Raw genomic sequence first — 23913 nt, forward strand, 5'->3', positions numbered from 1 at the left:
TAGGAGCGGATTTATCCGCGAGGCGATCTGTCAGTTGGCGCTGAGCTTGAGGTTGTCTGCGGCCGGCTTGCCATCGAAGGTGGTCACACCCTCAAGCCAGCGGGCCTTGTCGTCGGGGTGGTCCTTGAGCCACTGGCGGGCCGATTCCAGCGCGTCCTTGTGGTCGAGCAGCGGCTGCATCATGCGGCTCTCGTCCTCGGCGCTGAAACTCAGGTTGGCCAGCAGGCGGTGGGCGTTGGGGCAGCGGTCGGCGTAGTCCGGGGCGGTCACCGTCCACACCGTGGCGCGGCCTTCGTCCGGGCCCAGGGCATCCTGGCTGTCGCCCAGGTAGGCCATGTCGATGTTCACGTTCATCGGGTGCGGCGCCCAGCCGAAGAACACCACCGCTTCCTTGCGCCGCACGGCGCGGTCGACGGCGGCGAGCATGCCGGCCTCGCTGGACTCGACCAGCTGGAACTTGCCCAGGCCGAACTGGTTCTTGGTGATCATGGCCTTGATCTGGGTGTTGGCGCCCGAACCTGGTTCGATGCCGTAGATCTTGCCGCCCAACTCCTTGTCGAACTTGTGGATGTCGGCAAAGGTCTTCAGGCCCTTGTCATACAGGTACTTGGGCACTGCCAGGGTCGCCCGCGCATCTTCCAGGCTCGGCTTTTCCAGCACCTTGACCTGCTGCGCGTCGATGAATGGGGTGATGGTCTGGGTCATGATCGGGTTCCAGTAACCCAGGAACATGTCCAGGCGCTTGTCGCGGATACCGGCAAAGATGATCTGCTGCGAGGCGCTGGTCTGCTTGGTCTGGTAACCCAGGCCGTCGAGCAGTACCTGGGCCATGGCGCTGGTGGCGATGACGTCGGTCCAGTTGACCACGCCCAGGCGCACGTTCTTGCAGGCCGCGGGCTCGGCGGCGAAAAGCGGGGTGGCGACGATGCTGCTCAGGGCAAGGGACAACAGGCTGCGGCGGATCAAGCTGTGCATGGTGGCTCTCCATCGGCAGTGCATATTGTTATGGTGGGCGGCCTCTGCGGGCCGTGTGAATAAGCTACGCGGGCGGCGGGGTGGAAAATCGCACCCTGGCGACCAACACTTGCACGCAAGCGACCACCTTCACTGTGGAGCATTCGATGCCGGACACCATCCACTTCCTATTGCTGCCGGGCTTTTCCGCCATGGGCTTCATCAGCGCCCTGGAGCCGCTGCGGGTGGCCAACCGTTTTCGCGGCCCGTTGTACCGCTGGCGCGTGCTCAGCCTGGACGGTGGCGCGGTGCAGGCGAGCAATGGCATGTCGGTGAATGCCGATGGCGCGCTGGCGCAGGAGGCGCCGGGCAAGATGTTGCTGGTGGTGGCCGGCTTCGACCCGCTGGCGCATTACGGCGTGGCGCTGCAGCAGGGCCTGCGCCGCTTCGACCACGACGGCGTGATCCTCGGCGGCATCGACACCGGCGCCATGCTGCTGGCCGAGGCCGGCCTGCTCGATGGCTACCGGGCGACCTTGCACTGGGAGGCGCTGGACGCCTTCAAGGAGCGCTACCCAAGGTTGCAGGCGACCCAGGAGCTGTTCGAGATCGACCGCCGGCGCATCACCTGCGCTGGCGGCACGGCGTCGATCGACCTGATGCTCGACCTGATCGCCCAGGCCCATGGCAGCGAGTTGGCGGTGCAGGTGTCGGAGCAGTTCGTGCTCGGGCGCATCCGCCCGCGCCAGGACCACCAGCGCATGCAGATCGCCAGCCGTTATGGCCTGAGCAACAAGAAGCTGGTGAAGGTGATTGGCGAGATGGAGCGCAACCTGGAGCAGCCGCTCAATACCCAGGTGCTGGCCGATGCGGTGCAAGTGACCCGGCGCCAGCTGGAGCGGCTGTTTCGCCTGCACCTGGAGGACACGCCCAGCGGCTTCTACCTGCGCCTGAGGCTGGACAAGGCGCGGCAGCTGTTGCGTCAGACCGACATGAATGTGCTGGAGGTGGCGGTGGCGTGCGGGTTCGAGTCGGCTTCGTACTTCACCCGCTGCTACCGGGCGCGGTTTGCCCGGTGCCCCCGGGAGGATCGGCTGGCGCGGGCGGTTTGAGGGGTGTCAGTGGCGGCCTCATCGCCGGCAAGCCGGCTCCCACAAAAGGCTGTGGCGTCACTTGTGGGAGCCGGCTTGCCGGCGATGAGGCCGGTGCAGGCTACTGCTGCCCGATGGTCTGCAGGTACTCCGAGCGGTCATCGCTGCGCTGCGCCACGCAGGTGTTCCACGCCGCCTCGAAGGCCTTGCTCCCGGGTTTCTCGGCGTAGGTCTCGACCTTGCAGTCGGCATCACGCAATTGCGTCCAGAGCTTTTCGGCGGCGTCCATGCGCTCGACCAGCGCCGTGGCCTGGGCCGCTTCGTCGGCATACTGGTCGCGAATACGCTGGGTCAGGTCGTCATACGCCAACTTCAACTCACGCTCGGCGGTCTGCTTGTTGAACGCCGCGCAGGCATAGGTCTGCTGGTCGGTTTCAACGTTGTCGCACGGCGTGCTCTCTTCCTCGCCGGCCTGGGCCACGCCGACCACCGCCAGCAGTACCAGCCATGCCAATGATTTCATCCGTTTTCTCCTAAACAGGCTGACGAATCGCAGGGATTCTCGCTCACCCCACGACAAGACGATAGCTCCCTGACGAAATGTTCATGAAACGCCCCAACAGGTCGTTATCGAGACTGTCTCTCATCCCCAGGCGCCGGGCCAGACGGGCCGATGTCGCGCATTGACGCTTTCGGCAAACCCCCTGTCGTTTTTGCATCGGGGCGCCTTGGGGCACAGGCATATGCTGGCCCCAAAGCGCCGGCACATCGTTCGGTGCGACCCAACTCAATAAAAGGGGACAGCCTGATGAGCCCAGCCGAACTGCACGCCGACAGCATCGTCATCGACGGTTTGATCATTGCCAAATGGAACCGCGAGCTGTTCGAAGACATGCGCAAAGGCGGCCTGACCGCAGCCAACTGCACCGTGTCGGTCTGGGAAGGGTTCAAGGCCACCGTCGACAACATTGCCGCCAGCCAGAAGCTGATCCGCGAGAACGGCGACCTGGTGATGCCGGTGCGCACCACCGCCGACATCCGCAAGGCCAAGGAGCTGGGCAAGACCGGCATTCTTTTCGGCTTCCAGAACGCCCATGCCTTCGAAGACCAGATCGCCTACGTCGACGTGTTCAAGCAGCTGGGCGTGGGCATCGTGCAGATGTGCTACAACACCCAGAACCTAGTCGGCACCGGCTGCTACGAGCGTGACGGCGGGCTGTCGGGCTTCGGCCGCGAGATCGTGGCGGAAATGAACCGCGTGGGCATCATGTGCGACCTGTCCCACGTCGGCTCCAAGACATCCGAAGAAGTCATCCTCGAATCGAAAAAACCGGTGTGCTACTCGCACTGCCTGCCGTCGGGCCTCAAGGAGCACCCGCGCAACAAGTCCGATGCGGAGCTCAAGTTCATCGCCGACCACGGCGGCTTCGTCGGCGTGACCATGTTCGCGCCGTTCCTGGCCAAGGGCATCGACTCGACCATCGACGACTACGCCGAAGCCATCGAGTACACCATGAACATCGTCGGTGAAGACGCCATCGGCATCGGCACCGACTTCACCCAGGGCCACGGCCAGGACTTCTTCGAATACCTGACCCACGACAAGGGCTACGCCCGTCGCCTGACCAACTTCGGCAAGATCATCAACCCGCTCGGCATTCGCACCGTCGGCGAGTTCCCCAACCTCACCGAAACCCTGCTCAAGCGCGGCCACTCCGAGCGCGTGGTGCGCAAGATCATGGGCGAGAACTGGGTCAACGTCCTCAAGGACGTCTGGGGCGAGTAAGCCGCTCTCCACGCCTGATAGCCCCTGCCAGCAACGCCGGGGCACCCACATAAAAAATTTTATGGAGTTGAGTTTCCATGGCCAAGATCGCCCCGCAATTGCCAATCGAAGTCGACAGCGAGACCGGTGTCTGGACCAGCGACGCCCTGCCGATGCTGTACGTGCCGCGGCATTTCTTCGTCAACAACCACATCGGCATCGAAGAAGTGCTGGGCGCCGACGCCTACGCCGAGATCCTCTACAAGGCCGGCTACAAGTCGGCCTGGCACTGGTGTGAAAAAGAAGCCGAGTGCCATGGCCTGGAAGGCGTGGCGGTGTTCGAGCACTACATGAAGCGCCTGAGCCAGCGTGGCTGGGGCCTGTTCCAGATCCAGGACATCGACCTGGACAAAGGCACCTGCAGCGTCAAGCTCAAGCACTCGGCGTTCGTGTACGTGTACGGCAAGTGCGGGCGTAAGGTCGACTACATGTTCACCGGCTGGTTCGCCGGCGCGATGGACCAGATTCTCGCTGCCCGCGGCAGCAAGATCCGCACCGTGGCCGAGCAGGTCTACGGCGGGTCGGAAGAAGGCCACGAAGATGGCCTGTTCGTTACGAAGCCGTTGTAAGCCGGAGATAGCGTCATGGCATTCGAAGCAATGTTCCAGCCGATCCAGATCGGCAAACTGACCATCCGCAACCGCGTGCTCAGCACCGCGCACGCCGAGGTCTACGCCACTGACGGCGGCATGACGACCGACCGCTACGTGAAGTACTACGAAGAGAAGGCCAAGGGCGGCATCGGCCTGGCCATCTGCGGCGGCTCGTCGGTGGTGGCCATCGACAGCCCGCAGGAATGGTGGGCCTCGGTCAACCTGTCGACCGACCGCATCATCCCGCACTTCCAGAACCTGGCCGACGCCATGCACAAGCATGGCGCCAAGATCATGATCCAGATTACCCACATGGGCCGCCGCTCGCGCTGGGACGGCTTCAACTGGCCGACCCTGATGTCGCCCTCGGGCATCCGTGAACCGGTGCACCGCGCCACCTGCAAGACCATCGAGGTGGAAGAGATCTGGCGGGTGATCGGCAACTACGCGCAGGCTGCGCGGCGTGCCAAGGAAGGTGGCCTGGACGGCGTCGAGCTGTCGGCGGTGCACCAGCACATGATCGACCAGTTCTGGAGCCCGCGGGTCAACAAGCGTACCGACGAATGGGGCGGCACCTTCGAAGGGCGCATGAAGTTCGGCCTGGAAGTGCTCAAGGCCGTGCGCGCCGAAGTCGGCGACGACTTCTGCGTGGGCATGCGCATCTGCGGTGACGAGTTCCACCCCGATGGCCTCAGCCACGAGGACATGAAGCAGATCGCCGCCTACTACGACGGCACCGGCATGCTCGATTTCATCGGCGTGGTCGGCTCGGGCTGCGACACCCACAACACCCTGGCCAACGTCATCCCCAACATGAGCTACCCGCCGGAGCCGTTCCTGCACCTGGCGGCCGGCATCAAGGAAGTGGTCAAGGTCCCGGTGCTGCACGCGCAGAACATCAAGGACCCGAACCAGGCCACGCGCATCCTCGAAGGCGGCTACGTGGACATGGTCGGCATGACCCGCGCGCACATGGCCGACCCGCACCTGATCGCCAAGATCAAGATGGGCCAGATCGACCAGATCAAGCAGTGCGTCGGTGCCAACTACTGCATCGACCGCCAGTACCAGGGCCTGGATGTGCTGTGCATCCAGAACGCCGCGACGTCCCGTGAATACATGGGCGTGCCGCACATCATCGAGAAGACCACCGGGGTCAAGCGCAAGGTGGTGGTGGTCGGCGCCGGCCCGGCCGGCATGGAAGCGGCCCGCGTGGCCGCCGAACGTGGCCACGACGTGACCCTGTTCGAGAAGAAGGAGCAGATCGGCGGGCAGATCACCATCGCCGCCAAGGCACCGCAACGTGACCAGATCGCCGGCATCACCCGCTGGTACCAGCTGGAGCTGGCGCGCCTGAAAGTCGACCTGCGCCTGGGCACTGCTGCTGACGTGGCGACCATCCAGGACCTGCGCCCGGACGTGATCGTGCTGGCCGTGGGCGGGCATTCGTTCCTCGAGCAGAACGAGCACTGGGGCGCCGCCGAAGGGCTGGTGGTCAGCAGCTGGGACGTGCTCGACGGCAAGGTAGCGCCGGGCAAGAACGTGCTGGTGTACGACACCATCTGCGAATTCACCGGCATGTCGGTGGCCGACTTCATCGCCGACAAGGGCAGCCAAGTCGAGATCGTCACCGACGACATCAAGCCGGGCGTGGCCATGGGCGGCACCACTTTCCCGACCTACTACCGCAGCATGTACCCCAAAGAAGTGATCATGACCGGCGACATGATGCTGGAGAAGGTCTACCGCGAAGGCGACAAGCTGGTGGCGGTGCTGGAAAACGAATACACCGGCGCCAAGGAAGAGCGTGTGGTCGACCAGGTGGTGGTGGAAAACGGCGTGCGCCCCGACGAAGCGTTGTACTACGCGCTGAAGGAAGGGTCGCGCAACAAGGGCCAGATCGATGTGGAGGCGCTGTTCGCCATCAAGCCGCAGCCGATCCTCAGCCAGCCGGGCGAGGGCTACCTGCTGTATCGCATCGGCGACTGCGTGGCCCAGCGCAACGTGCACGCGGCGATCTACGACGCCTTGCGCCTGTGCAAGGATTTCTGATCGCACCGCCGTTGTAGAGGCGGGACTGGCCCCCCTGTAGGAGCGGCCTTGTGTCGCGAAAGGGCTGCGAAGCGGCCCCAAGGTCTTCGCAGCAGCCCCAAGATCTTCGCAGCAGCACAGATCTTGGGGCCGCTTCGCGACCCTTTCGCGACACAAGGCCGCTCCTACAGGGGTCCGCGCCGCCCTTGAGAGCGGCGCAAGAATTGAGCTGTTGTTGTGGGAGCCTCCCATGTTGAACACCCTGCTACCCATCCTGCTGTTCGCGGCCCTTGCCCTGGCGCTGCTCGGCGCCCTGCGCCGGGTGCGCATGTGGCGCCGCGGCCGGCCGGCCAAGGTCGACCTGCTCGGCGGCCTGCTGGCCATGCCGCGGCGCTACCTGGTGGACCTGCACCACGTGGTCGAGCGCGACAAGTACATGTCCAAGACCCACGTGGCCACCGCCGGCGGCTTCGTGCTGTCGGCCGTGCTGGCGATCCTGGTGCATGGCTTCGGCCTGCACAGCAAGATCCTCGGCTACGCCTTGCTGGTGGCCACGGTGATCATGTTCTGCGGCGCCATCTTCGTCTTCAAGCGCCGCCTGAACCCGCCCTCGCGCCTGTCCAAGGGCCCGTGGATGCGCCTGCCGAAAAGCCTGCTGGTGTTCGCCGCCAGCTTCTTCATCGCCACCTTGCCGGTGGCCGGCATCCTGCCGGCCAACAGCGGTGGCTGGGTGATGGTCGGCGTGCTCGGCCTGGGCGTGCTGTGGGGCGTGTCGGAGCTGTTCTTCGGCATGACCTGGGGCGGCCCGATGAAACACGCCTTCGCCGGTGCCCTGCACCTGGCCTGGCACCGCCGCGCCGAACGCTTCGGCGGCGGCCGCTCCACCGGCCTCAAGCCGCTGGACCTGGAAGACCGCAACGCCCCCCTGGGCGTGGAAAAACCGACCGACTTCACCTGGAACCAGCTGCTGGGCTTCGACGCCTGCGTGCAGTGCGGCAAATGCGAGGCCATGTGCCCGGCGTTCGCCGCCGGCCAGCCGCTGAACCCGAAAAAACTCATCCAGGACATGGTCATCGGCCTGGCCGGTGGCACCGACGCGCAGTTCGCCGGCAGCCCGTACCCCGGCAAGCCGATCGGCGAGCATGGCGGCAACCCGCACCAGCCGATCGTCAACGGCCTGGTCGATGCCGAGACGCTGTGGTCGTGCACCACTTGCCGCGCCTGCGTCGAGGAATGCCCGATGATGATCGAGCACGTCGATGCCATCGTCGACATGCGCCGCCACCTCACCCTGGAAAAGGGCGCGACCCCGAACAAGGGCGCCGAGGTGCTGGACAACCTGATCGCCACCGACAACCCGGGCGGTTTCGCGCCCGGTGGTCGCATGAACTGGGCGGCCGACCTCAACCTGAAGCTGCTGTCGGAGGTGAAAACGACCGACATTCTGTTCTGGGTCGGCGACGGCGCCTTCGACATGCGCAACCAGCGCACCCTGCGCGCGTTCGTCAAGGTGCTCAAGGCCTCCGGCGTGGACTTCGCCGTGCTCGGCCTGGAAGAACGCGACAGTGGCGATGTGGCGCGGCGCCTTGGCGATGAAGCGACCTTCCAGCAACTGGCCAAGCGCAACATCCAGACGCTGGCCCAGTACAAGTTCCAGCGCATCGTCACCTGCGACCCGCACAGCTTCCATGTGCTCAAGAACGAGTACGGCGCACTGGGCGGCGACTACCAGGTGCAGCACCACAGCACCTACATCGCCGAGCTGATCGCGGCGAACAAGCTCAACCTCGGCCAGCACAAGGGCGGCAGCGTCACCTACCACGACCCGTGCTACCTGGGCCGCTACAACGGCGAGTACGAAGCGCCGCGCGAAGTGCTCAAGGCATTGGGTATCGAGGTGCGCGAGATGCAGCGTTCGGGCTTCCGTTCGCGCTGCTGTGGTGGCGGCGGCGGTGCGCCGATCACCGACATCCCCGGCAAGCAGCGGATCCCCGACATGCGCATGGACGACATCCGCGAAACCCAGGCGGAGCTGGTGGCCGTGGGCTGCCCGCAGTGCACCGCGATGCTCGAAGGCGTGGTCGAACCGCGCCCACAGATCAAGGACCTCGCCGAGCTGGTGGCCGATGTGCTGATCGAAGAGGACACCGCCGCGACCCCAAAGTCGCCAGCGGTCAAACGTGAACCTGCGGAGGTGCACTGATGAGCGACATCATCCGCCGCGACCCACGCGCCGAGTGGATTGCCCGTAACCGCCTGCACCCGCTGCATGCAGCGCTGCAGACGCAACAAACCCGCTGGATGGGCCCCAACGGCCTGCTGCGCAAGAACCCGCATGCCATCGCCGCCGGCTTCATCGGCCCCAATGGCATCAAGCGCATCGACCGCAGCGGTGCCCAGCAGGGCACCGGCGTCGGTGGGCGGCGCAGTGCCGCTGCCGAAGTGCAATTGCCGCTGCACCAGGTGCCGGCGCCGGCATTCTTCATCGCCGTGGTGCCGGACATGGTCGGTGGCCGCCTGAGCAGCCACGACCGCGACCTGCTCGGCCTGGCCCACAGCCTGGCCGGCAGCGACGGCGCGGTGCTGGCGGTGGTGTTCGGCGAGCACAAGGAAAGCAACTTTTCCACAGCTGGTGTCGACCGCCTGCTGGTCATCGAGGGCGAGGCCTTCGCAGGTTATGCACCGGAGCAATTAGTGCAAGGCCTGCGGGCTGTGGATAACCAGTTCACCCCGCGCCACTGGCTGCTGCCCGACAGCCGCAGCGGTGGCGGCGAACTGGGCCGGCGCCTGGGTGCGGCGCTGGGCGAGCGCCCGGCGACGCGGGTGTGGCAGGTCAAGGACGGCCAGTGCATCGGCCGCGCCGGTGCCGGCCAGCAGGATCTGCAACGGGCCGTGCCGCGCCTGATCCTGGGGGCGGCCGAGTGCGCCGAACCGGTCAGCGAAACCCGCCACGAGGCGTTGCCGGTGGAGTTGTCCACAAACGTGGCGCGCAGCCTGTCGCGTATCGAAGACCTCGGCTCGGTGGCCGTGGACCCGGCGACCATCGCCATGGCCGAGGCCGAGTTCATCGTCTCCGGCGGCAACGGCGTCAAGGACTGGGCCCTCTACCACAAGGCCACCGCAGCGCTCGGCGCCACCGAAGGCGCCTCGCGGGTGGCAGTGGACGATGGCTTTATGCCGCGCAACCGCCAGGTGGGCGCCACCGGTACCTGGGTCACGGCACGGGTTTATGTGGCTGTGGGTATCTCCGGTGCGATCCAGCACCTGCAGGGCATCGGTGCCTGCGACAAGGTGGTGGCGATCAACATGGACCCCGGCTGCGACATGATCAAACGGGCCGACCTGTCGGTGATTGGCGACAGTTCGGCGATTCTTGAGGCACTGATCGAGGCTGTGGAAAACTTCCGCAGCGGCGGCCAGCGCGACGCGGCATAAGGGCACGAGCATGAGTACGAAAGTCATCAGCCTGGTTTCCATCGGTGCCCACCCCAGCTCCGGCCGCGCCCGCCGCGCCGAGCAGGACGCACGCGCCGTGGAGCTGGGCTTGCAGCTGGCTGGGGATAACTTGCAGGTGGTGCATGCCGGCGACCCGCGTGAAGAAGCGCTGCGGGCCTACCTGGGCATGGGCCTGGATCATCTCGACGTGCTGGAGCAGCCGGCCGGCGCTGATGTGCTGGGCGTGCTCGGCGATTACCTGCGCGATGCCGGCGCCCAGTTGGTGCTGACTGGCAGCCAGGCCGAAACCGGCGAAGGTTCTGGGATGCTGCCGTTCCTGCTGGCGGAGAAACTGGGCTGGCCGTTGGTGGTGGGGCTGGCCGAAGTGGAATCGATCGACAACGGCACTGCCCAGGTGCTGCAAGCCTTGCCACGGGGGCAGCGGCGCCGGCTGAAGGTGCGCCTGCCGCTGCTGGCGACTGTGGATAACGCCGCGCCCAAGCCGCGTCAGAGCGCCTTTGGCCCGGCGCGCCGGGGCGTGCTGGCGGCGCGCAACGTGGCCATCGTCGAAGACGAACTGCTGGGCGAGGCCGAGCTGCAGCCGGCGCGGCCGCGGCCCAAGCGGCTCAAGGTGATCAAGGCCAAGAGCGGTGCCGACCGGATGAAGGCGGCCACGGCCAAGGCCAGTGGTGGGGGAGGCAAGGTGCTGAAGGATGTTTCTCCACAAGAAGGCGCCGAGGCGATTCTCAAGCTGCTGGTGGAAGAGGGCGTGCTGCGCTGACACGCGCCTGTGTAGGAGCGGCCTTGTGTCGCGATGGGCTGCGCAGCAGCCCCGGCAATCTCGAGTCGGTTCGGCAGCCTGGGGCCGCGTTGCGGCCCATCGCGACACAAGGCCGCTCCTACAGCAGCCCTCGCTTTACATTGAACGCCCAGCAACTCAAGCCTTCGACAATCGGATCGAACGTCACCCGCTCTCCCTCCAGCAGCTGTGCATTACCCGCCATCAGGATCGCAATACGCGTCACGAAGTAGTCCCCGCTACCGTCATCTGCCTTGATCACTCCCACTCCGTTTACTCCATGGAACCACTTCACAGTGCCGACCAGGCGCCTGTGCATAAGTGACCTCGCATCAATGGCATTTAGCTTGCCTGTAATCAATCACGAAGCCGAAGCAAGCGAAACTGGCAAAAATGTCAGGTGCCTGCGCAAGTTGCCCACGGAATCTGTTTGCCAAGGTGTGGATAAAGTGTTGGCGTATGGCTGTAGGCTCTATTCCACGTGGCCTGCAAGGCGTTGATCAAAAACTGATCATGGCGAAGTATCCACACGGGATACATCACGCTGATGCACTTAGCGATTTTACCCACAATCGCTGTTAGCCGGTCTGTGGATAATATGTTCGATATCGCCTGCAGGCCACGCAGATCAATCCTTTCGCAGGTTTGGTCAAAAAACGCTCAAAACCTACGATAGATGCTGGATTCTTTGAAAACCGCTACTTATCCACAATGCGGTTGCCAGGGCTTGAGCAGTTGCTCACAAACTCTGTTGGTGTATCTGTGGATAAGGTGTATGGAGTCCGCTGCAGCCCAATAGGCATGGTGCCTTGCCTGATTTGAACAAATAATGATCAGCGAACTGCCTGGTATTTGTGTCAGTAGGCAAACCTTCAAGTCATCGCTACGGTACTGCAAACAGTTCAAACCTGTGGATAACGTATGGCGACCTACTTGTTGACGACAGACCTGCAACGCTCGGTGTTACCAGGCCTGCAGGCTTATTCACCTTACGGCTTCATGCAAGCCAACTCGGCACTGACGCTTGGTTTTTGTGGCCAGCACCGCCATTCGTCCACCGGAAACTATCCGTTGGGCAATGGCCGTCGCTTCTATAATCCGGCCCTGATGCGATTCATGACGTACGACTCGCTCAGCCCGTTTTCCAAGGGAGGTATCAATGGGTATGCCTACTGTGGCGATGATCCGGTAAATCGGCATGACCCAAATGGGGCATTCTGGGGCGTCATACTCAGGGGCATTGGCGTGCTCTCCAGCGCTGCCACCTTCGGCGGCGCGTTCGTTCGAACAATGAAGAATATAGTCGGGCGCAGGGCGGCTTCGCGGGGCGTTAGCGGGGGGGCAAACCCTCATAAGGAGCTAACGACTCTGGCCAGGGTTTCGAACCAGCAGTTCAGCATGACTGGCGCGTTTGGTGTGGCCGGGCAGGTGGTCGCTGCCGCCAACGGGGTGACCCCAGGTATTCAGAATGCTGTGGATGTATTGGCTTTAGGAAACATGGTCACGAATCTGAGCGGCGGTTTGACAGGCAATTGGGCCGCAGGAACAGAAGTAGTCAACTACTTGCGAACTTATCCACGCGACATTCCTGGGGTATTGGGGGAGACGTTCATGGATTTGACGATGTTGGACGAGATGCTCTCTACCCTAGGCCGTGGGTTTACACACGTAGGCAGTGGACTTGCGGAAGCTGCGAGCAGGATCAGGTCGTTACGATCGACGCCCCATGTTGTCGCGGTGTAGGAAATTGCCCGAGCATTCGGTTCGCCTTGCGCGCTCCAGATGTTAAGTCCGGAGCGCTGCCAGGTCACCGGCGATGGTTTACTGCGCCTGCACTTCTTTCAAGTAAGGCGCAGGCTCCGCCCCCAGGTTGGCCAGCACACGCTCGCTGTACCAGTCGATGAAGTTCACCACGCCAAACTCGTAAGTCTTCGAGTAAGGCCCGGGCTGATAGGCGCTGGAGTTGATCCCGCGCTGGTTCTCTTCGGCCAGGCGGCGGTCCTGGTCGTTGGTGGCGTCCCACACCTTGCGCATGCGCTCCGGGTCGTAGTCGACGCCTTCGACCGCATCCTTGTGCACCAGCCACTTGGTGGTGACCATGGTTTCCTGGGCGCTGATCGGCCACACGGTGAAGACGATCATGTGGTCGCCCATGCAGTGGTTCCACGAGTGCGGCAGGTGCAGGATGCGCATCGAGCCCAGGTCCGGGTTCTTGATGCGGCCCATCAGCTTCTGGCAGGCCTGCTTGCCGTCCATGGTCATCGACACGGTGCCCTTGAGCAGCGGCATGCGCACGATGCGGTTACGCAGGCCGTGGCTCTTGTGCAGGTACGGGATCTTCTCGGCTTCCCAGGCGGCGGCGGAGGCGGCCACGTGGTCCTTGAAGTCCTGGCTGGCGCGCGGGTCGTTGGTGTCGTCCCATTCCAGAAGGGTTTGCAGCAACTCGGGGTGCGAACCGTTGCAGTGGTAGCACTCGCGGTTGTTTTCCAGCACCAGCTTCCAGTTGGCCTTTTCCATCAAGGTGGTTTGCACCGCCACCTTGGCGTTGTCCATCTCGTAGGGCTCCATGTAGTGGTCCAGGGTGGCCAGGAACTCATCGATGGCAGGCGGGTTCTGCGCCAGGCTGATGAAGATGTAGCCGCCGGCGACCTTCACGTTCACCGGTTTCAGGCCGTACTGGTTCATGTCGAAATCGGCGCCCATTTCGGTGCCGGCGAACAGCAGGCGGCCGTCCAGTTCGTAGGTCCACTGGTGGTACGGGCATACCAGCTTGGCCACCTTGCCCTTTTCGCTGACGCACAGGCGCGAGCCGCGGTGGCGGCAGACGTTGTGGAAGGCATGCACCTTACCTTCGGCGCCGCGCACCACGATGATCGGGTTCTTGCCGATCTGCAGGGTGATGTAGTTGCCCTTTGCCGGGATCTCGCAGGTCATGCCGGCGATCAGCCATTCCTTGTGGAAGATCTCCTGCATGTCGATCTGGAACAGACGCTCGTCGGTGTAGAAAGGCTGGGGCAGCGAGTAGGTGCGCTCGCGGGTCTGCAGCATCTGGGCGGTGGCCTTGCGTGCAGGTTCCAGTGGATCGCCCAGGCTCAGGGTTGCGGTGACGTCCATCGTGTATTCCTCGGGGCCGTGTGCGGCCGGCAAAAGGTGGCTAATCGTTGTTGTGGTGCCGCAAGGCTGTGTGTCGCGAACAGCCGTTTCTTTTGCCGTGGAGTGTGCGTCCGAAGGCGGCGCGAACCGTATCCATGGGCGACATGGCCGATTTGAATTACGACGCCCCAGCCCTTGTAGCACGGGGCTGGTCGCGATAAGCACGCCGATGTCGCAGGCAGGAATGTACGTCGCCTTCAGCTTGCGCATTATCCCAGCCATAAAAAGGCCAATTGTCGGCCGCTGGAGAAGAACATGTCCGATACCTTCCTCAATCCGGTCAGCACCCAGACCTGGGCCAACGGCCGCCACATCGTGCGCTGCGTCAAGGTCATCCAGGAGACCTGGGACGTGCGCACCTTCTGCTTCATGGCCGACCAGCCGATCATGTTCTTCTTCAAGCCCGGGCAGTTCGTGACCCTGGAGCTGGAGATCGAAGGCAAGCCGGTGATGCGCTCGTACACCATCTCCAGTTCGCCGTCGGTGCCCTACAGCTTCTCGATCACCGTCAAGCGCGTGCCCGGCGGGCTGGTCTCCAACCACCTGCACGACACCATGCACGAAGGCGCCGAGCTGCCGGTGCACGGCCCGGTCGGGCTGTTCAACGCCATCGACTTCCCGGCGGGCAAGGTGCTGTACCTCTCCGGTGGCGTCGGCATCACCCCGGTGATGTCGATGGCGCGCTGGTTCTACGACACCAATGCCAATGTCGACATGGTCTTCGTGCACAGCGCCCGTTCACCCAAGGACATCATCTACCACCGCGAACTGGAGCAGATGGCGTCGCGCATCCCCAACTTCAGCCTGCACATCATTTGCGAGAAGCACGGCCTGGGCGAGCCCTGGGCGGGCTACCGCGGTTACCTGAACCAGCGGCTGATGGAGCTGATTGCGCCCGACTACATGGAGCGCACGGTGTTCTGCTGCGGCCCGACGCCGTACATGACCGCGGTCAAGCGTATGCTCGAAGCGGTCGGTTTCGACATGAAGAACTACCACGAGGAATCGTTCGGTGCGACGCCGGCCGAAGCCAAGGCCGACGCCGTGGAGCACGCCGAGCAGGCGGCCGACGCACCGGAAGTGGCGGCCGCGGACCTCAACCTGGTGGAGTTCATCGGCAGCGAGAAGAGCATCCGCGTCGCCCCGGGCGAGACCGTGCATGCGGCGGCGGCGAAGGTTGGGCTGATGATCCCCAAAGCCTGCGGCATGGGCATTTGCGGGACCTGCAAGGTGCTCAAGCTGGGCGGCGAGGTGGAGATGGAGCACAACGGCGGGATAACCGAAGAGGATGAAGCCGAGGGGTACATCCTGTCGTGCTGCAGCGTGCCGAAAGGGGATGTGCGGATCGATTACTGATCCGAGATTTTGGGGCTGCTTTGCAGCCCAATCGCTGGCAAGCCAGCGCCTACAGTGGCAGCAGTGCTGCACCGATTCCTGTGGGAGCCGGCTTGCCGGCGATTGGGCCGCAACGCGGCCCCAGCGGTATCAGGTCCTGAAGCGGGCGACCAGCCCATTCAAGTCCACTGCCAAGCGCGAAAGCTCGGCACTGGCGGCGCTGGTCTGATGCGCCCCAGTCGCACTCTGCACCGACAGGTCATTGATGTTCACCAGGTTGCGATCCACCTCGCGCGCCACCTGCGCCTGCTCTTCCGCCGCACTGGCGATCACCAGGTTGCGCTCGTTGATCTGCGCCACCGCCCCGGCAATGCTGTCCAGCGCCAAGCCCGCGCCACGGGCGATGTTCAAGGTCGACTCGGCGCGTTCGGTGCTGGTGCGCATCGACTCCACCGCCTGCTCGGTGCCGCCCTGGATGCTGCCGATCATCCGCTCGATCTCGCTGGTCGACTGCTGGGTGCGATGGGCCAGCGCGCGTACTTCATCCGCGACCACGGCAAAGCCGCGGCCGGCTTCACCGGCGCGTGCGGCCTCGATGGCCGCGTTCAGGGCGAGCAGGTTGGTCTGGTCGGCCAGGCCACGGATCACGTCGAGCACCTTGCCGATATCGCGTGACTGCTCGGCCAGGTGGGTGATGAGCTGCGCTGTGGCCTGCACGTCGCCGCTCATGCGCTCGATGGCGCCGACGGTTTCCATGACCAGGTCACGCCCATCGCCGGCCGAGCGGCTGGCTTCGCCGGACGCCTCGGATGTGCTAACGGCGTTGCGCGCCACTTCTTCCACGGCGCTGGTCATCTCGGTGACCGCAGTGGCGGCCTGTTCGATTTCGTTGTTCTGCTGCTGCAGGCCACGGGCACTCACGTCGGTGACGCAGTTCAGCTCTTCGGCGGCAGAGGCCAGCTGGGTGGCCGAGCCGGCAATCAGTTGCAGGGTGTCGCGCAGCTTGTCCTGCATGCGGGCCATGGCGCGCAGCAGGCGGGCGGCTTCGTCGGTGCCTTCGGCGCGGATGATGTGGGTCAGGTCGCCGTCGGCGACTTGTTCCGCGGCCTTGAGGGCTTCGTCGATCGGTTTGACGATGCTGCGGGTGAGCAGGAAGGCGCAGAGGAAGGTCAGCACGGTGGCCGCGACCAGCAGCCCGATCACCAGGGCGAAGGCCGCGGCGTACTGGCTGGCGGCGGTGTCGTTGGTGTCGCGGGTCTGGTCGGTGTTGATCTTCACCAGGGTGTCCATGACCTTGTTGATCTGCTCGGAGTTGGCCAAAAGGTCGCGGTTGAGCAGGTCTCGCAGCTCATCGGTACGGTTGGCCTGGCTCAGGCTGCGCATGCGCGCCTCCAGCTGGCGGTACTGGCTGAGCAGCTGGGTGTACTGGTCGAAGGCCGCCTGCTCGTCGGCGGCGCCGATCATCGGCAGGTAGGCCTGGCGGGCGCGGTCGATCTGGGCGTTGCGCTGGTCCAAAAGGTTGAGGGTGTCGCGCTGCACCTCAGGCTCGCGGTTGAGCAGCAGGCGGTAGGAGAGGGTGCGCATGCGCAGGTTCAGCGCGGTCAGCTCGTCCAGGGTCTTGATGCTGGGGATGCTGATGTCCTCGATGGCAATGCCGGCCTGGCGGATGTTGCCCATCTGCATGAGCGAGAAGATGCCGAGGCCGAGCATCAGCACGCCGATCAGCGAAAAGCCGAGCAAGGCGCGCGGGGCGATGTTCATGTTGCGTAGAGACATGGGGGAAGAGTCCAGGCAAGGAAAGAGGGCGCAATCCATGCGACAAAATAAGACGTACCTGGGCTATCGGTCGTGACCGGTGAGTCTTGAGTGCGCGCGGCGAAAATTGTGAGGCAGCTATCTATTTACCTGACCGGCGGTTGACCCAAGTCGGAACAAGGCGCCGGTTACCCTGTCAATCTCGCGGTAAGAAACCTTGAGAATCCGTTATTTAATGGCGATGGCTCACACTTTTCTTTATCGTGTGCGCCCTTTGCAACAACCCGAGATATCCCCATGCTGGAAGCTTCCCTGAATCAACTCGAGCAACTGGTCAGCGACCTGATGCAGAAAAACGCTCAACTCACCGAGCAGAACACCTCCCTCGGCCAGGAACTGGCCCAGGCCAAGGAAGAAAACGAGACCCTGCAGCTGTCGCTGATGGAGCAGGAAGAAAAGCACGGCGCGACCGCCGCCCGTATCCAGGCGCTGGTTGACCGCGCCAGCGCAGGTGTCGTCGGCGCATGAGACTGCAAGCGCAGCCGATCAATGTCGTGTCGATCCTCGGCAGCGACTATTCGATCAAGGCGCCTGAAGGCCAGGAAGAAACCCTGGCGCAGGCAGTGCGGATGCTCAATACCGCCCTGGCCGAGACCAAGCGTCAGTACCCGAGCCTGATCGGCGACAAGCTGCTGGTACTGGCCGCCCTCAACTTGTGTTCCAAGCAGGTCGAACTGCAGCAGGAACACCAGCAGACCCTCGAGCGGACCCAGGCGCAGATCGATGCCACGGTGGACGCCATCGTTCGGACCATCGCCGAACAATAACCAGCACACGACATCGGCCTTGTAGGAGCGGATTCATCCGCGATTGCGTCAGTGGACTCACTACCGCATCGCGGATAAATCCGCTCCTACAAGGTGCACTTGTTTGCTGCAGATCACTGGAATAACTGGATACTCAAGTGTATACACTTTCCGTAAAACAATAATTAACGGGGAGTGGGGCATGCGGATCTGGCGTAAAAGCATCCAGTGGCAGTTGATCGCAAGCATGGGCGCTGCCCTGCTGGCGAGCATCTTGGTGGTGGTGGTGATTTTCACGGTGGCGCTCAACCGCCTGACCGAACGTTATCTGCTCGACACGGCGCTACCGGCCAGCGTCGAAGCCATCCGCAACGACATCGAGCGCATGCTCGGCCAGCCCTTGGTGGCCGCCGCCGACATTGGTGGCAACACCCTGCTGCGCGACTGGCTGGCAGCCGGTGAAGACGCCGCCGAGCGCCCCCGCTTCATCGAGTACCTTGAAGCCGCCAGGCAACGCAACCACGCCTTTACGACCATGTTCGCCGCGACCGAAACGGGCCATTACTACAACGAGAAAGGCCTCGACCGCACCCTCAGCCGCGAAAACCCCCACGACACCTGGTTCTACCGCTACATCGACAGCGGTGCCGAGCGCGTGCTCAACATCGACATCGATGGCTCCACAGGCGAGCTTGCGCTGTTCATCAATTACCGCGTGGAAAAGGACGGCAAGCTGGTGGGCGTGGCGGGCATGGGCCTGCGCATGAGCGAGCTGTCGAAGCTGATCCACGACTTCAGCTTCGGCGAGCGTGGCAAGGTCTTTTTGGTGCGCAACGACGGGCTGATCCAGGTGCACCCCGACCCTGCCTTGAGCGGCAAGCGGCAACTGGCCGAGCAGCTCGACGCACCCGCCGCCCAGGCGCTGCTCACCGGCGACCAGACCTTGCGCAGCAACCGTTTCCAGCGCGACGGCGAGGCCTATCTTGCCCTGGGCCTGCCCCTGCGCGATTTGAACTGGACCCTGGTCGCCGAGGTGCCGGAGGCGGAAATCTACGCGCAGATGCACCAGGCGCTGTGGCTGACCACCTTGATCGGCGGCGCCGTGGCGCTGCTTTCGCTGCTGCTGGTGGTATGGCTGGCGCGCGGCTTGGTGAAGCCGATCCGCCGGGTCACGGCGGCGCTGGTGCAGATCGGCAGCGGCGCGGGTGACCTCAGCCATCGCCTGGATGATTCTCGCCAGGATGAACTGGGCGACCTGGCCCGCGGCTTCAACCGCTTTCTCGACAGCCAGCGCGGCCTGATCGGCGAAGTGCTGAGCACCACCGAGCGCCTGCACGTTGCCGTCGAGCAGGTGACCCAGGTGGTGGACAACACGGCCGAGCGCTCGGGCCGGCAGCAGGAAATGACCGAGATGGTCGCCACTGCCGTGCACGAGATGGGCCTGACCGTGCAGGAAATTGCCCGTAATGCCGGCGATGCTGCGCAAGCCTCGCAAGCGGCGCGTGACGAAGCGCTGCAGGCGCGCGATGTGGTGCAGCGCTCGATCCAGGGCATCGAGGGCATGTCGGGCGACATCGGCAAGGCGGCGGATGCGGTCGGCCAACTGGCCGGTGAAGTGGCCTCGATCGATGAGGTGCTGGCGGTGATCCGCAGTATTTCCGAGCAGACCAACCTGCTGGCGCTCAATGCCGCGATCGAGGCCGCAAGGGCAGGGGAAATGGGCCGAGGCTTTGCCGTGGTTGCCGATGAGGTGCGCACCCTGGCCCGGCGCACGCAGCTGTCTACCGATGAGGTGCAGCAGATGATCCAGCGGCTCAAGCAGGGCGCGGGGTCGGCGGTGACGTCGATGCAGGCGGGGCAGCAGGCCACGGGCAGTGGCGTGGAGTTCAGCCAGCGCACCGGCTCATCGTTGGGCGCGATCACCGATCAGGTGGAGCACATCAGCGACATGAACCACCAGGTGGCCACGGCGACCGAAGAGCAGTCGGCGGTGACCGAGGAAATCAACCGCACGGTGCAGGGGATATCGGATCTGGCGCGGGAAACGGCGGCGGAAGTACAGGGGTGCCGCGAGGAGTGTAAGGCGTTGCGTGGGTTGGCGGATGATCTTGCGCGACAGATGGGGGGCTTCAGGCTTTAGATCGGTGGTGGCCCTATCGCCGGCAAGCCGGCTCCCACAGGGCAAACCACTGCCTTCGAGCGCAGCGCGGTACCTGTGGGAGCCGGCTTGCCGGCGATTGCGATCTGTCAGGCGCCGATGATGGCGCGGATGTCCGCCGCCAGCTCGCGCACCCTGGCTTCCTCGGTATCCCACGAGCACATGAACCGCGCCCCACCGCTGCCGATGAAGGTATAGAAGCGCCAGCCCTTGGCACGCAGTGCCTCGATCGCAGGCTCCGGCATCTGCAGGAACACCCCGTTGGCCTCCACCGGGAACATCAACTGCACCCCTGGCAGATCGCTCACCAACGACGCGAGCAACTGCGCGCAGCGGTTGGCGTGGGCGCCATGGCGCAGCCAGGCGTCATCTTCCAGCAACCCCACCCACGGCGCGGACAGGAAGCGCATCTTCGACGCCAGCTGCCCGGCCTGCTTGCAGCGGTAGTCGAAGTCATCGGCCAGGTCGCGATTGAAGAACAGGATCGCCTCGCCCACCGCCATGCCGTTCTTGGTACCGCCAAAGCACAGCACATCGACGCCGGCCTTCCAGGTCAGCTCGGCCGGGCTGCAGCCCAGGAACGAGCAGGCATTGCTGAAGCGCGCGCCGTCCATGTGCAGGTTCAGGCCCAGCTCCTTGCAGGTGGCGCTGATCGCCTTGAGCTCGTCGGGGCGGTACACGGTGCCCACTTCGGTGGCCTGGGTGAGGGTGACCACACGCGGCTTGGGGTAGTGGATGTCCTGGCGCTTGAGCGCCACTTCGCGGATCGATTCGGGCGTCAGCTTGCCGTTGACGCTGGGCGCGGTCAGCAGCTTGGAGCCGTTGGAGAAGAATTCCGGCGCGCCGCATTCGTCGGTCTCGACGTGGGCGGTCTCGGAGCAGATCACGCTGTGGTAGCTCTGGCACAGCGAGGCCAGGGCCAGGGAGTTGGCGGCGGTGCCGTTGAAGGCGAAGAACACCTCGCAGTCGGTTTCGAACAGTTTGCGAAAGTACTCCGAGGCGCGCTCGGTCCACTGGTCGTCGCCGTAGGCGCGTTCGTGGCCGGTGTTGGCCTTGGCCATCGCGGCCCAGGCTTCGGGGCAGATGCCGGAATAGTTGTCGCTGGCGAATTGTTGGCTCTTGTCTGTCATGGCACGGTCCTGTGAACGACGCAGAAGCGCACTCTAAACCATTGCTGAAACGGTTGCCTATACAACCCACTTCATGGGCCCTATCGCCGGCAAGCCGGCTCCCACAGGGCAAACCACTGCCTTCGAGTGCAGCGCTGTACCTGTGGAAGCCGGCTTGCCGGCGATAGGGCCAGGGTGAACAACCCCAAAGCCAATGTCGTAAACGCGCCATTGCAAGGCGTGCGCAGGCATCTGACCCACCCCGGCCAGTCATACCATCGCCACAAAGGGCCACAGTGCCTTACAGACAAGAACAGATCGCTGCCGGGAGAAACATGATGTTCAGCAAGCAAGACCAGATCCAGGGTTATGACGACGCACTGCTGGCGGCGATGAATGCCGAAGAACAGCGCCAGGAAGATCACATCGAGCTGATCGCCTCGGAGAACTACACCAGCAAGCGCGTAATGCAGGCCCAGGGCAGCGGCCTGACCAACAAGTACGCCGAAGGCTACCCGGGCAAGCGCTACTACGGCGGTTGCGAGCACGTCGACAAGGTCGAGGCGCTGGCCATCGAGCGCGCCAAGCAGCTGTTCGGCGCCGACTACGCCAACGTCCAGCCGCACTCCGGCTCCTCGGCCAACGGCGCGGTGTACCTGGCCCTGCTGCAGGCCGGCGACACCATCCTGGGCATGAGCCTGGCCCACGGCGGCCACCTGACCCACGGCGCCAAGGTGTCGTCCTCGGGCAAGCTGTACAACGCCGTGCAGTACGGCATCGACACCAACACCGGCCTGATCGACTACGACGAAGTCGAGCGCCTGGCCGTCGAGCACAAGCCGAAGATGATCGTCGCCGGCTTCTCGGCCTACTCCAAGACCCTCGATTTCCCACGCTTTCGCGCCATCGCCGACAAGGTAGGCGCCTTGCTCTTCGTCGACATGGCCCACGTCGCCGGCCTGGTCGCCGCCGGCCTGTACCCCAACCCGATTCCGTTCGCCGACGTGGTCACCACCACCACCCACAAGACCCTGCGCGGACCACGTGGCGGCCTGATCCTGGCCAAGGCCAACGAAGAGATCGAGAAGAAACTCAACGCTGCGGTATTCCCTGGCGCCCAGGGCGGCCCGCTGATGCACGTGATCGCCGCCAAGGCCGTGTGCTTCAAGGAAGCGCTGGAGCCCGGCTTCAAGGCCTACCAGAAACAAGTGATCGAAAACGCCCAGGCCATGGCCCAGGTGTTCATCGACCGCGGCTACGACGTGGTCTCCGGCGGCACCGACAACCACCTGTTCCTGGTCAGCCTGATTCGCCAGGGCCTGACCGGCAAAGATGCCGACGCCGCCCTGGGCCGCGCGCACATCACCGTCAACAAGAACGCCGTACCCAACGACCCGCAGTCGCCGTTCGTTACCTCGGGCCTGCGCATCGGCACCCCGGCCGTCACCACCCGCGGCTTCAAGGTTGCCCAGTGCACCGCCCTGGCCGGCTGGATTTGCGACGTGCTCGACAACCTCGGCGATGCCGACGTCGAAGCCGATGTGGCGAAGAACGTCGCTGCGCTGTGCGCCGACTTCCCTGTTTACCGCTGAGTGGAGCAGACGACCATGCAACGCTATTCGGGCTTCGGCCTCCTCAAGCACTCCCTCAGCCACCACGAAAACTGGCAGCGCATGTGGCGCACGCCGACCCCCAAGAAGGTCTACGACGTGGTCATCGTCGGCGGTGGCGGCCATGGCCTGGCCACGGCCTACTACCTGGCCAAGGAACACGGCATCACCAACGTCGCGGTGATCGAGAAGGGTTACCTGGGCGGCGGCAACACCGCCCGCAACACCACCATCGTGCGTTCCAACTACCTGTGGGACGAGTCGGCGCACCTGTACGAGCACGCCATGAAGCTGTGGGAGGGGCTGTCCCAGGACCTCAACTACAACGTGATGTTCTCCCAGCGCGGCGTCTACAACCTGTGCCACACCCTGCAGGACATGCGTGACTCCGAGCGCCGCGTCAGCGCCAACCGCCTCAATGGCGTGGACGGCGAGCTGCTCAACACCGCCCAGGTCGCGGCCGAAATCCCGTACCTGGACTGCTCCAAGAACACCCGCTACCCGATCCTCGGCGCCACCGTTCAGCGCCGTGGCGGCGTGGCCCGCCACGATGCCGTGGCCTGGGGCTTCGCCCGCGCCGCCGACGCCCTGGGCGTGGACCTGATCCAGCAAACCGAAGTGATCGGTTTTCGCAAGGAAAACGGCGCGGTCATTGGCGTTGAAACCAACAAGGGCTTCATCGGCGCCAAGCGCGTCGGCGTGGTCACCGCCGGTAACTCCGGGCACATGGCGCGCCTGGCGGGCTTTCGCCTGCCGCTCGAATCGCACCCGCTGCAGGCACTGGTGTCCGAGCCGATCAAGCCGATCATCGACAGCGTGATCATGTCCAACGCCGTGCACGGCTACATCAGCCAGTCCGACAAGGGCGACCTGGTGATCGGCGCCGGCATCGACGGCTGGGTCGGCTACGGCCAGCGCGGTTCGTACCCGGTGATCGAGCACACCCTGCAGGCCATCGTCGAGATGTTCCCGAACCTCTCGCGGGTGCGCATGAACCGCCAGTGGGGCGGCATCGTCGACACCTCGCCGGACGCCTGCCCGATCATCTCCAAGACCCCGGTGAAGAACATGTTCTTCAACTGCGGCTGGGGCACCGGCGGCTTCAAGGCGACCCCGGGCTCGGGCAACGTCTTCGCCGCGAGCCTGGCCAAGGGCGAGATGCACCCGCTGGCCGCGCCGTTCTCCATGGACCGTTTCTACAACGGCGCACTGATCGACGAACACGGCGCTGCCGCCGTCGCCCACTAACCGGAGCCACC

General features: G+C 64.3%; 20 protein-coding genes and 2 pseudogenes. 15 read left to right on the plus strand and 7 right to left on the minus strand.

The window, feature by feature from the left end; genetic code table 11:
- Positions 1 to 30 precede the first annotated feature (30 nt).
- Complete coding sequence (choX, locus tag L6D75_RS24585) at positions 31 to 975, minus strand: choline ABC transporter substrate-binding protein (protein WP_176516199.1); 945 nt, start codon at positions 973 to 975, stop codon at positions 31 to 33.
- A 146-nt stretch (positions 976 to 1121) separates the two neighbouring features.
- Here choX and L6D75_RS24590 point away from each other — a divergent pair, with 146 nt between their 5' ends.
- Positions 1122 to 2066 carry a GlxA family transcriptional regulator gene (locus L6D75_RS24590; RefSeq protein ID WP_176516201.1) on the plus strand — a complete coding sequence of 315 codons (945 nt, stop codon included), beginning with the start codon at positions 1122 to 1124 and terminating at the stop codon, positions 2064 to 2066.
- 100 nt (positions 2067 to 2166) lie between these two features.
- Here L6D75_RS24590 and L6D75_RS24595 read toward each other — a convergent pair whose 3' ends face one another.
- Positions 2167 to 2568, minus strand: coding sequence for a lysozyme inhibitor LprI family protein (locus L6D75_RS24595; protein ID WP_176516204.1), 402 nt, complete (start codon positions 2566 to 2568; stop codon positions 2167 to 2169).
- Between the two features lie 285 nt (positions 2569 to 2853).
- Between L6D75_RS24595 and L6D75_RS24600 the strand changes: the two genes are divergently transcribed.
- From L6D75_RS24600 to etfB, 6 genes are all read left to right on the plus strand, one after another.
- Entirely contained in the window at positions 2854 to 3831 is a 978-nt protein-coding gene (locus L6D75_RS24600) for a dipeptidase (RefSeq protein WP_176516206.1), read from the plus strand.
- 77 nt (positions 3832 to 3908) lie between these two features.
- Positions 3909 to 4439: a DUF5943 domain-containing protein gene (locus L6D75_RS24605; protein ID WP_176516208.1), complete on the plus strand. Its 531-nt coding sequence runs from the start codon at positions 3909 to 3911 to the stop codon at positions 4437 to 4439.
- A gap of 15 nt (positions 4440 to 4454) precedes the next feature.
- Entirely contained in the window at positions 4455 to 6515 is a 2061-nt protein-coding gene (dgcA, locus tag L6D75_RS24610) for a dimethylglycine demethylation protein DgcA (RefSeq protein ID WP_176516210.1), read from the plus strand.
- A 229-nt stretch (positions 6516 to 6744) separates the two neighbouring features.
- Positions 6745 to 8697, plus strand: coding sequence for a dimethylglycine demethylation protein DgcB (gene dgcB, locus L6D75_RS24615; protein ID WP_176516212.1), 1953 nt, complete (start codon positions 6745 to 6747; stop codon positions 8695 to 8697).
- Positions 8697 to 9929: an electron transfer flavoprotein subunit alpha gene (gene etfA, locus L6D75_RS24620; RefSeq protein WP_176516214.1), complete on the plus strand. Its 1233-nt coding sequence runs from the start codon at positions 8697 to 8699 to the stop codon at positions 9927 to 9929. Before dgcB ends, etfA begins: the two co-directional genes overlap by 1 nt.
- A gap of 10 nt (positions 9930 to 9939) precedes the next feature.
- Complete coding sequence (gene etfB, locus L6D75_RS24625; protein WP_176516215.1) at positions 9940 to 10710, plus strand: electron transfer flavoprotein subunit beta; 771 nt, start codon at positions 9940 to 9942, stop codon at positions 10708 to 10710.
- 118 nt (positions 10711 to 10828) lie between these two features.
- Here etfB and L6D75_RS24630 read toward each other — a convergent pair whose 3' ends face one another.
- Complete coding sequence (locus tag L6D75_RS24630; RefSeq protein ID WP_176516216.1) at positions 10829 to 11047, minus strand: cold-shock protein; 219 nt, start codon at positions 11045 to 11047, stop codon at positions 10829 to 10831.
- A 602-nt stretch (positions 11048 to 11649) separates the two neighbouring features.
- Here L6D75_RS24630 and L6D75_RS24635 point away from each other — a divergent pair.
- Positions 11650 to 12471: an RHS repeat-associated core domain-containing protein gene (locus tag L6D75_RS24635; protein WP_176516217.1), complete on the plus strand. Its 822-nt coding sequence runs from the start codon at positions 11650 to 11652 to the stop codon at positions 12469 to 12471.
- 78 nt (positions 12472 to 12549) lie between these two features.
- Here L6D75_RS24635 and gbcA read toward each other — a convergent pair whose 3' ends face one another.
- The gene (gbcA, locus tag L6D75_RS24640) at positions 12550 to 13842 is read right to left on the minus strand and encodes a glycine-betaine demethylase subunit GbcA (protein ID WP_176516218.1); all 1293 of its coding nucleotides are present in this window, start codon (positions 13840 to 13842) and stop codon (positions 12550 to 12552) included.
- Positions 13843 to 14136: 294 nt separating this feature from the next.
- Between gbcA and gbcB the strand changes: the two genes are divergently transcribed.
- On the plus strand, positions 14137 to 15237 hold the full coding sequence (gene gbcB, locus L6D75_RS24645; RefSeq protein WP_176516219.1) for a glycine-betaine demethylase subunit GbcB: 1101 nt from the start codon (positions 14137 to 14139) through the stop codon (positions 15235 to 15237).
- Between the two features lie 129 nt (positions 15238 to 15366).
- Here gbcB and L6D75_RS27535 read toward each other — a convergent pair whose 3' ends face one another.
- Both L6D75_RS27535 and L6D75_RS27540 read right to left on the minus strand, forming a co-directional pair.
- Positions 15367 to 16239, minus strand: coding sequence for a methyl-accepting chemotaxis protein (locus L6D75_RS27535; protein ID WP_371871977.1), 873 nt, complete (start codon positions 16237 to 16239; stop codon positions 15367 to 15369).
- Positions 16222 to 17031, minus strand: a pseudogene (locus L6D75_RS27540) (MCP four helix bundle domain-containing protein); the annotation flags it as partial. The pseudogene L6D75_RS27540 and the gene L6D75_RS27535, both read right to left, overlap by 18 nt.
- A 237-nt stretch (positions 17032 to 17268) precedes the next feature.
- On the opposite strand from L6D75_RS27540, the gene L6D75_RS24655 reads away from it, so the two are divergent.
- The 4 genes and pseudogenes from L6D75_RS24655 (at position 17269) to L6D75_RS27550 (ending at position 19917) form a co-directional block, all read left to right on the plus strand.
- On the plus strand, positions 17269 to 17499 hold the full coding sequence (locus tag L6D75_RS24655; RefSeq protein ID WP_176516221.1) for a hypothetical protein: 231 nt from the start codon (positions 17269 to 17271) through the stop codon (positions 17497 to 17499).
- Positions 17496 to 17798 carry a cell division protein ZapA gene (locus L6D75_RS24660; RefSeq protein ID WP_176516222.1) on the plus strand — a complete coding sequence of 101 codons (303 nt, stop codon included), beginning with the start codon at positions 17496 to 17498 and terminating at the stop codon, positions 17796 to 17798. Before L6D75_RS24655 ends, L6D75_RS24660 begins: the two co-directional genes overlap by 4 nt.
- Positions 17799 to 18024: 226 nt before the next feature.
- Positions 18025 to 19053 (plus strand): annotated as a pseudogene (locus tag L6D75_RS27545) (HAMP domain-containing protein); the annotation flags it as partial.
- Positions 19054 to 19188: 135 nt separating this feature from the next.
- A complete protein-coding gene (locus tag L6D75_RS27550) occupies positions 19189 to 19917 on the plus strand; it encodes a methyl-accepting chemotaxis protein (protein WP_371871979.1) in 729 nt (242 codons plus the stop codon).
- 107 nt (positions 19918 to 20024) lie between these two features.
- On the opposite strand, the gene L6D75_RS24670 is transcribed toward L6D75_RS27550, so the two are convergent.
- Positions 20025 to 21065, minus strand: a complete 1041-nt coding sequence (locus L6D75_RS24670; protein ID WP_176516226.1) for a threonine aldolase family protein — start codon at positions 21063 to 21065, stop codon at positions 20025 to 20027.
- Positions 21066 to 21382: 317 nt separating this feature from the next.
- Here L6D75_RS24670 and L6D75_RS24675 point away from each other — a divergent pair, with 317 nt between their 5' ends.
- Together L6D75_RS24675 and L6D75_RS24680 are read left to right on the plus strand one after the other, a co-directional pair.
- The gene (locus tag L6D75_RS24675) at positions 21383 to 22636 is read left to right on the plus strand and encodes a serine hydroxymethyltransferase (protein ID WP_176516228.1); all 1254 of its coding nucleotides are present in this window, start codon (positions 21383 to 21385) and stop codon (positions 22634 to 22636) included.
- Positions 22637 to 22651: 15 nt separating this feature from the next.
- Positions 22652 to 23902 (plus strand): sarcosine oxidase subunit beta family protein, encoded by a 1251-nt coding sequence (locus L6D75_RS24680; protein ID WP_176516230.1) that lies wholly within the window; start codon positions 22652 to 22654, stop codon positions 23900 to 23902.
- Positions 23903 to 23913: the final 11 nt, after the last annotated feature.

The sequence above is a fragment of the Pseudomonas faucium genome (assembly GCF_021602585.1).
Classification (GTDB): domain Bacteria; phylum Pseudomonadota; class Gammaproteobacteria; order Pseudomonadales; family Pseudomonadaceae; genus Aquipseudomonas; species Aquipseudomonas faucium.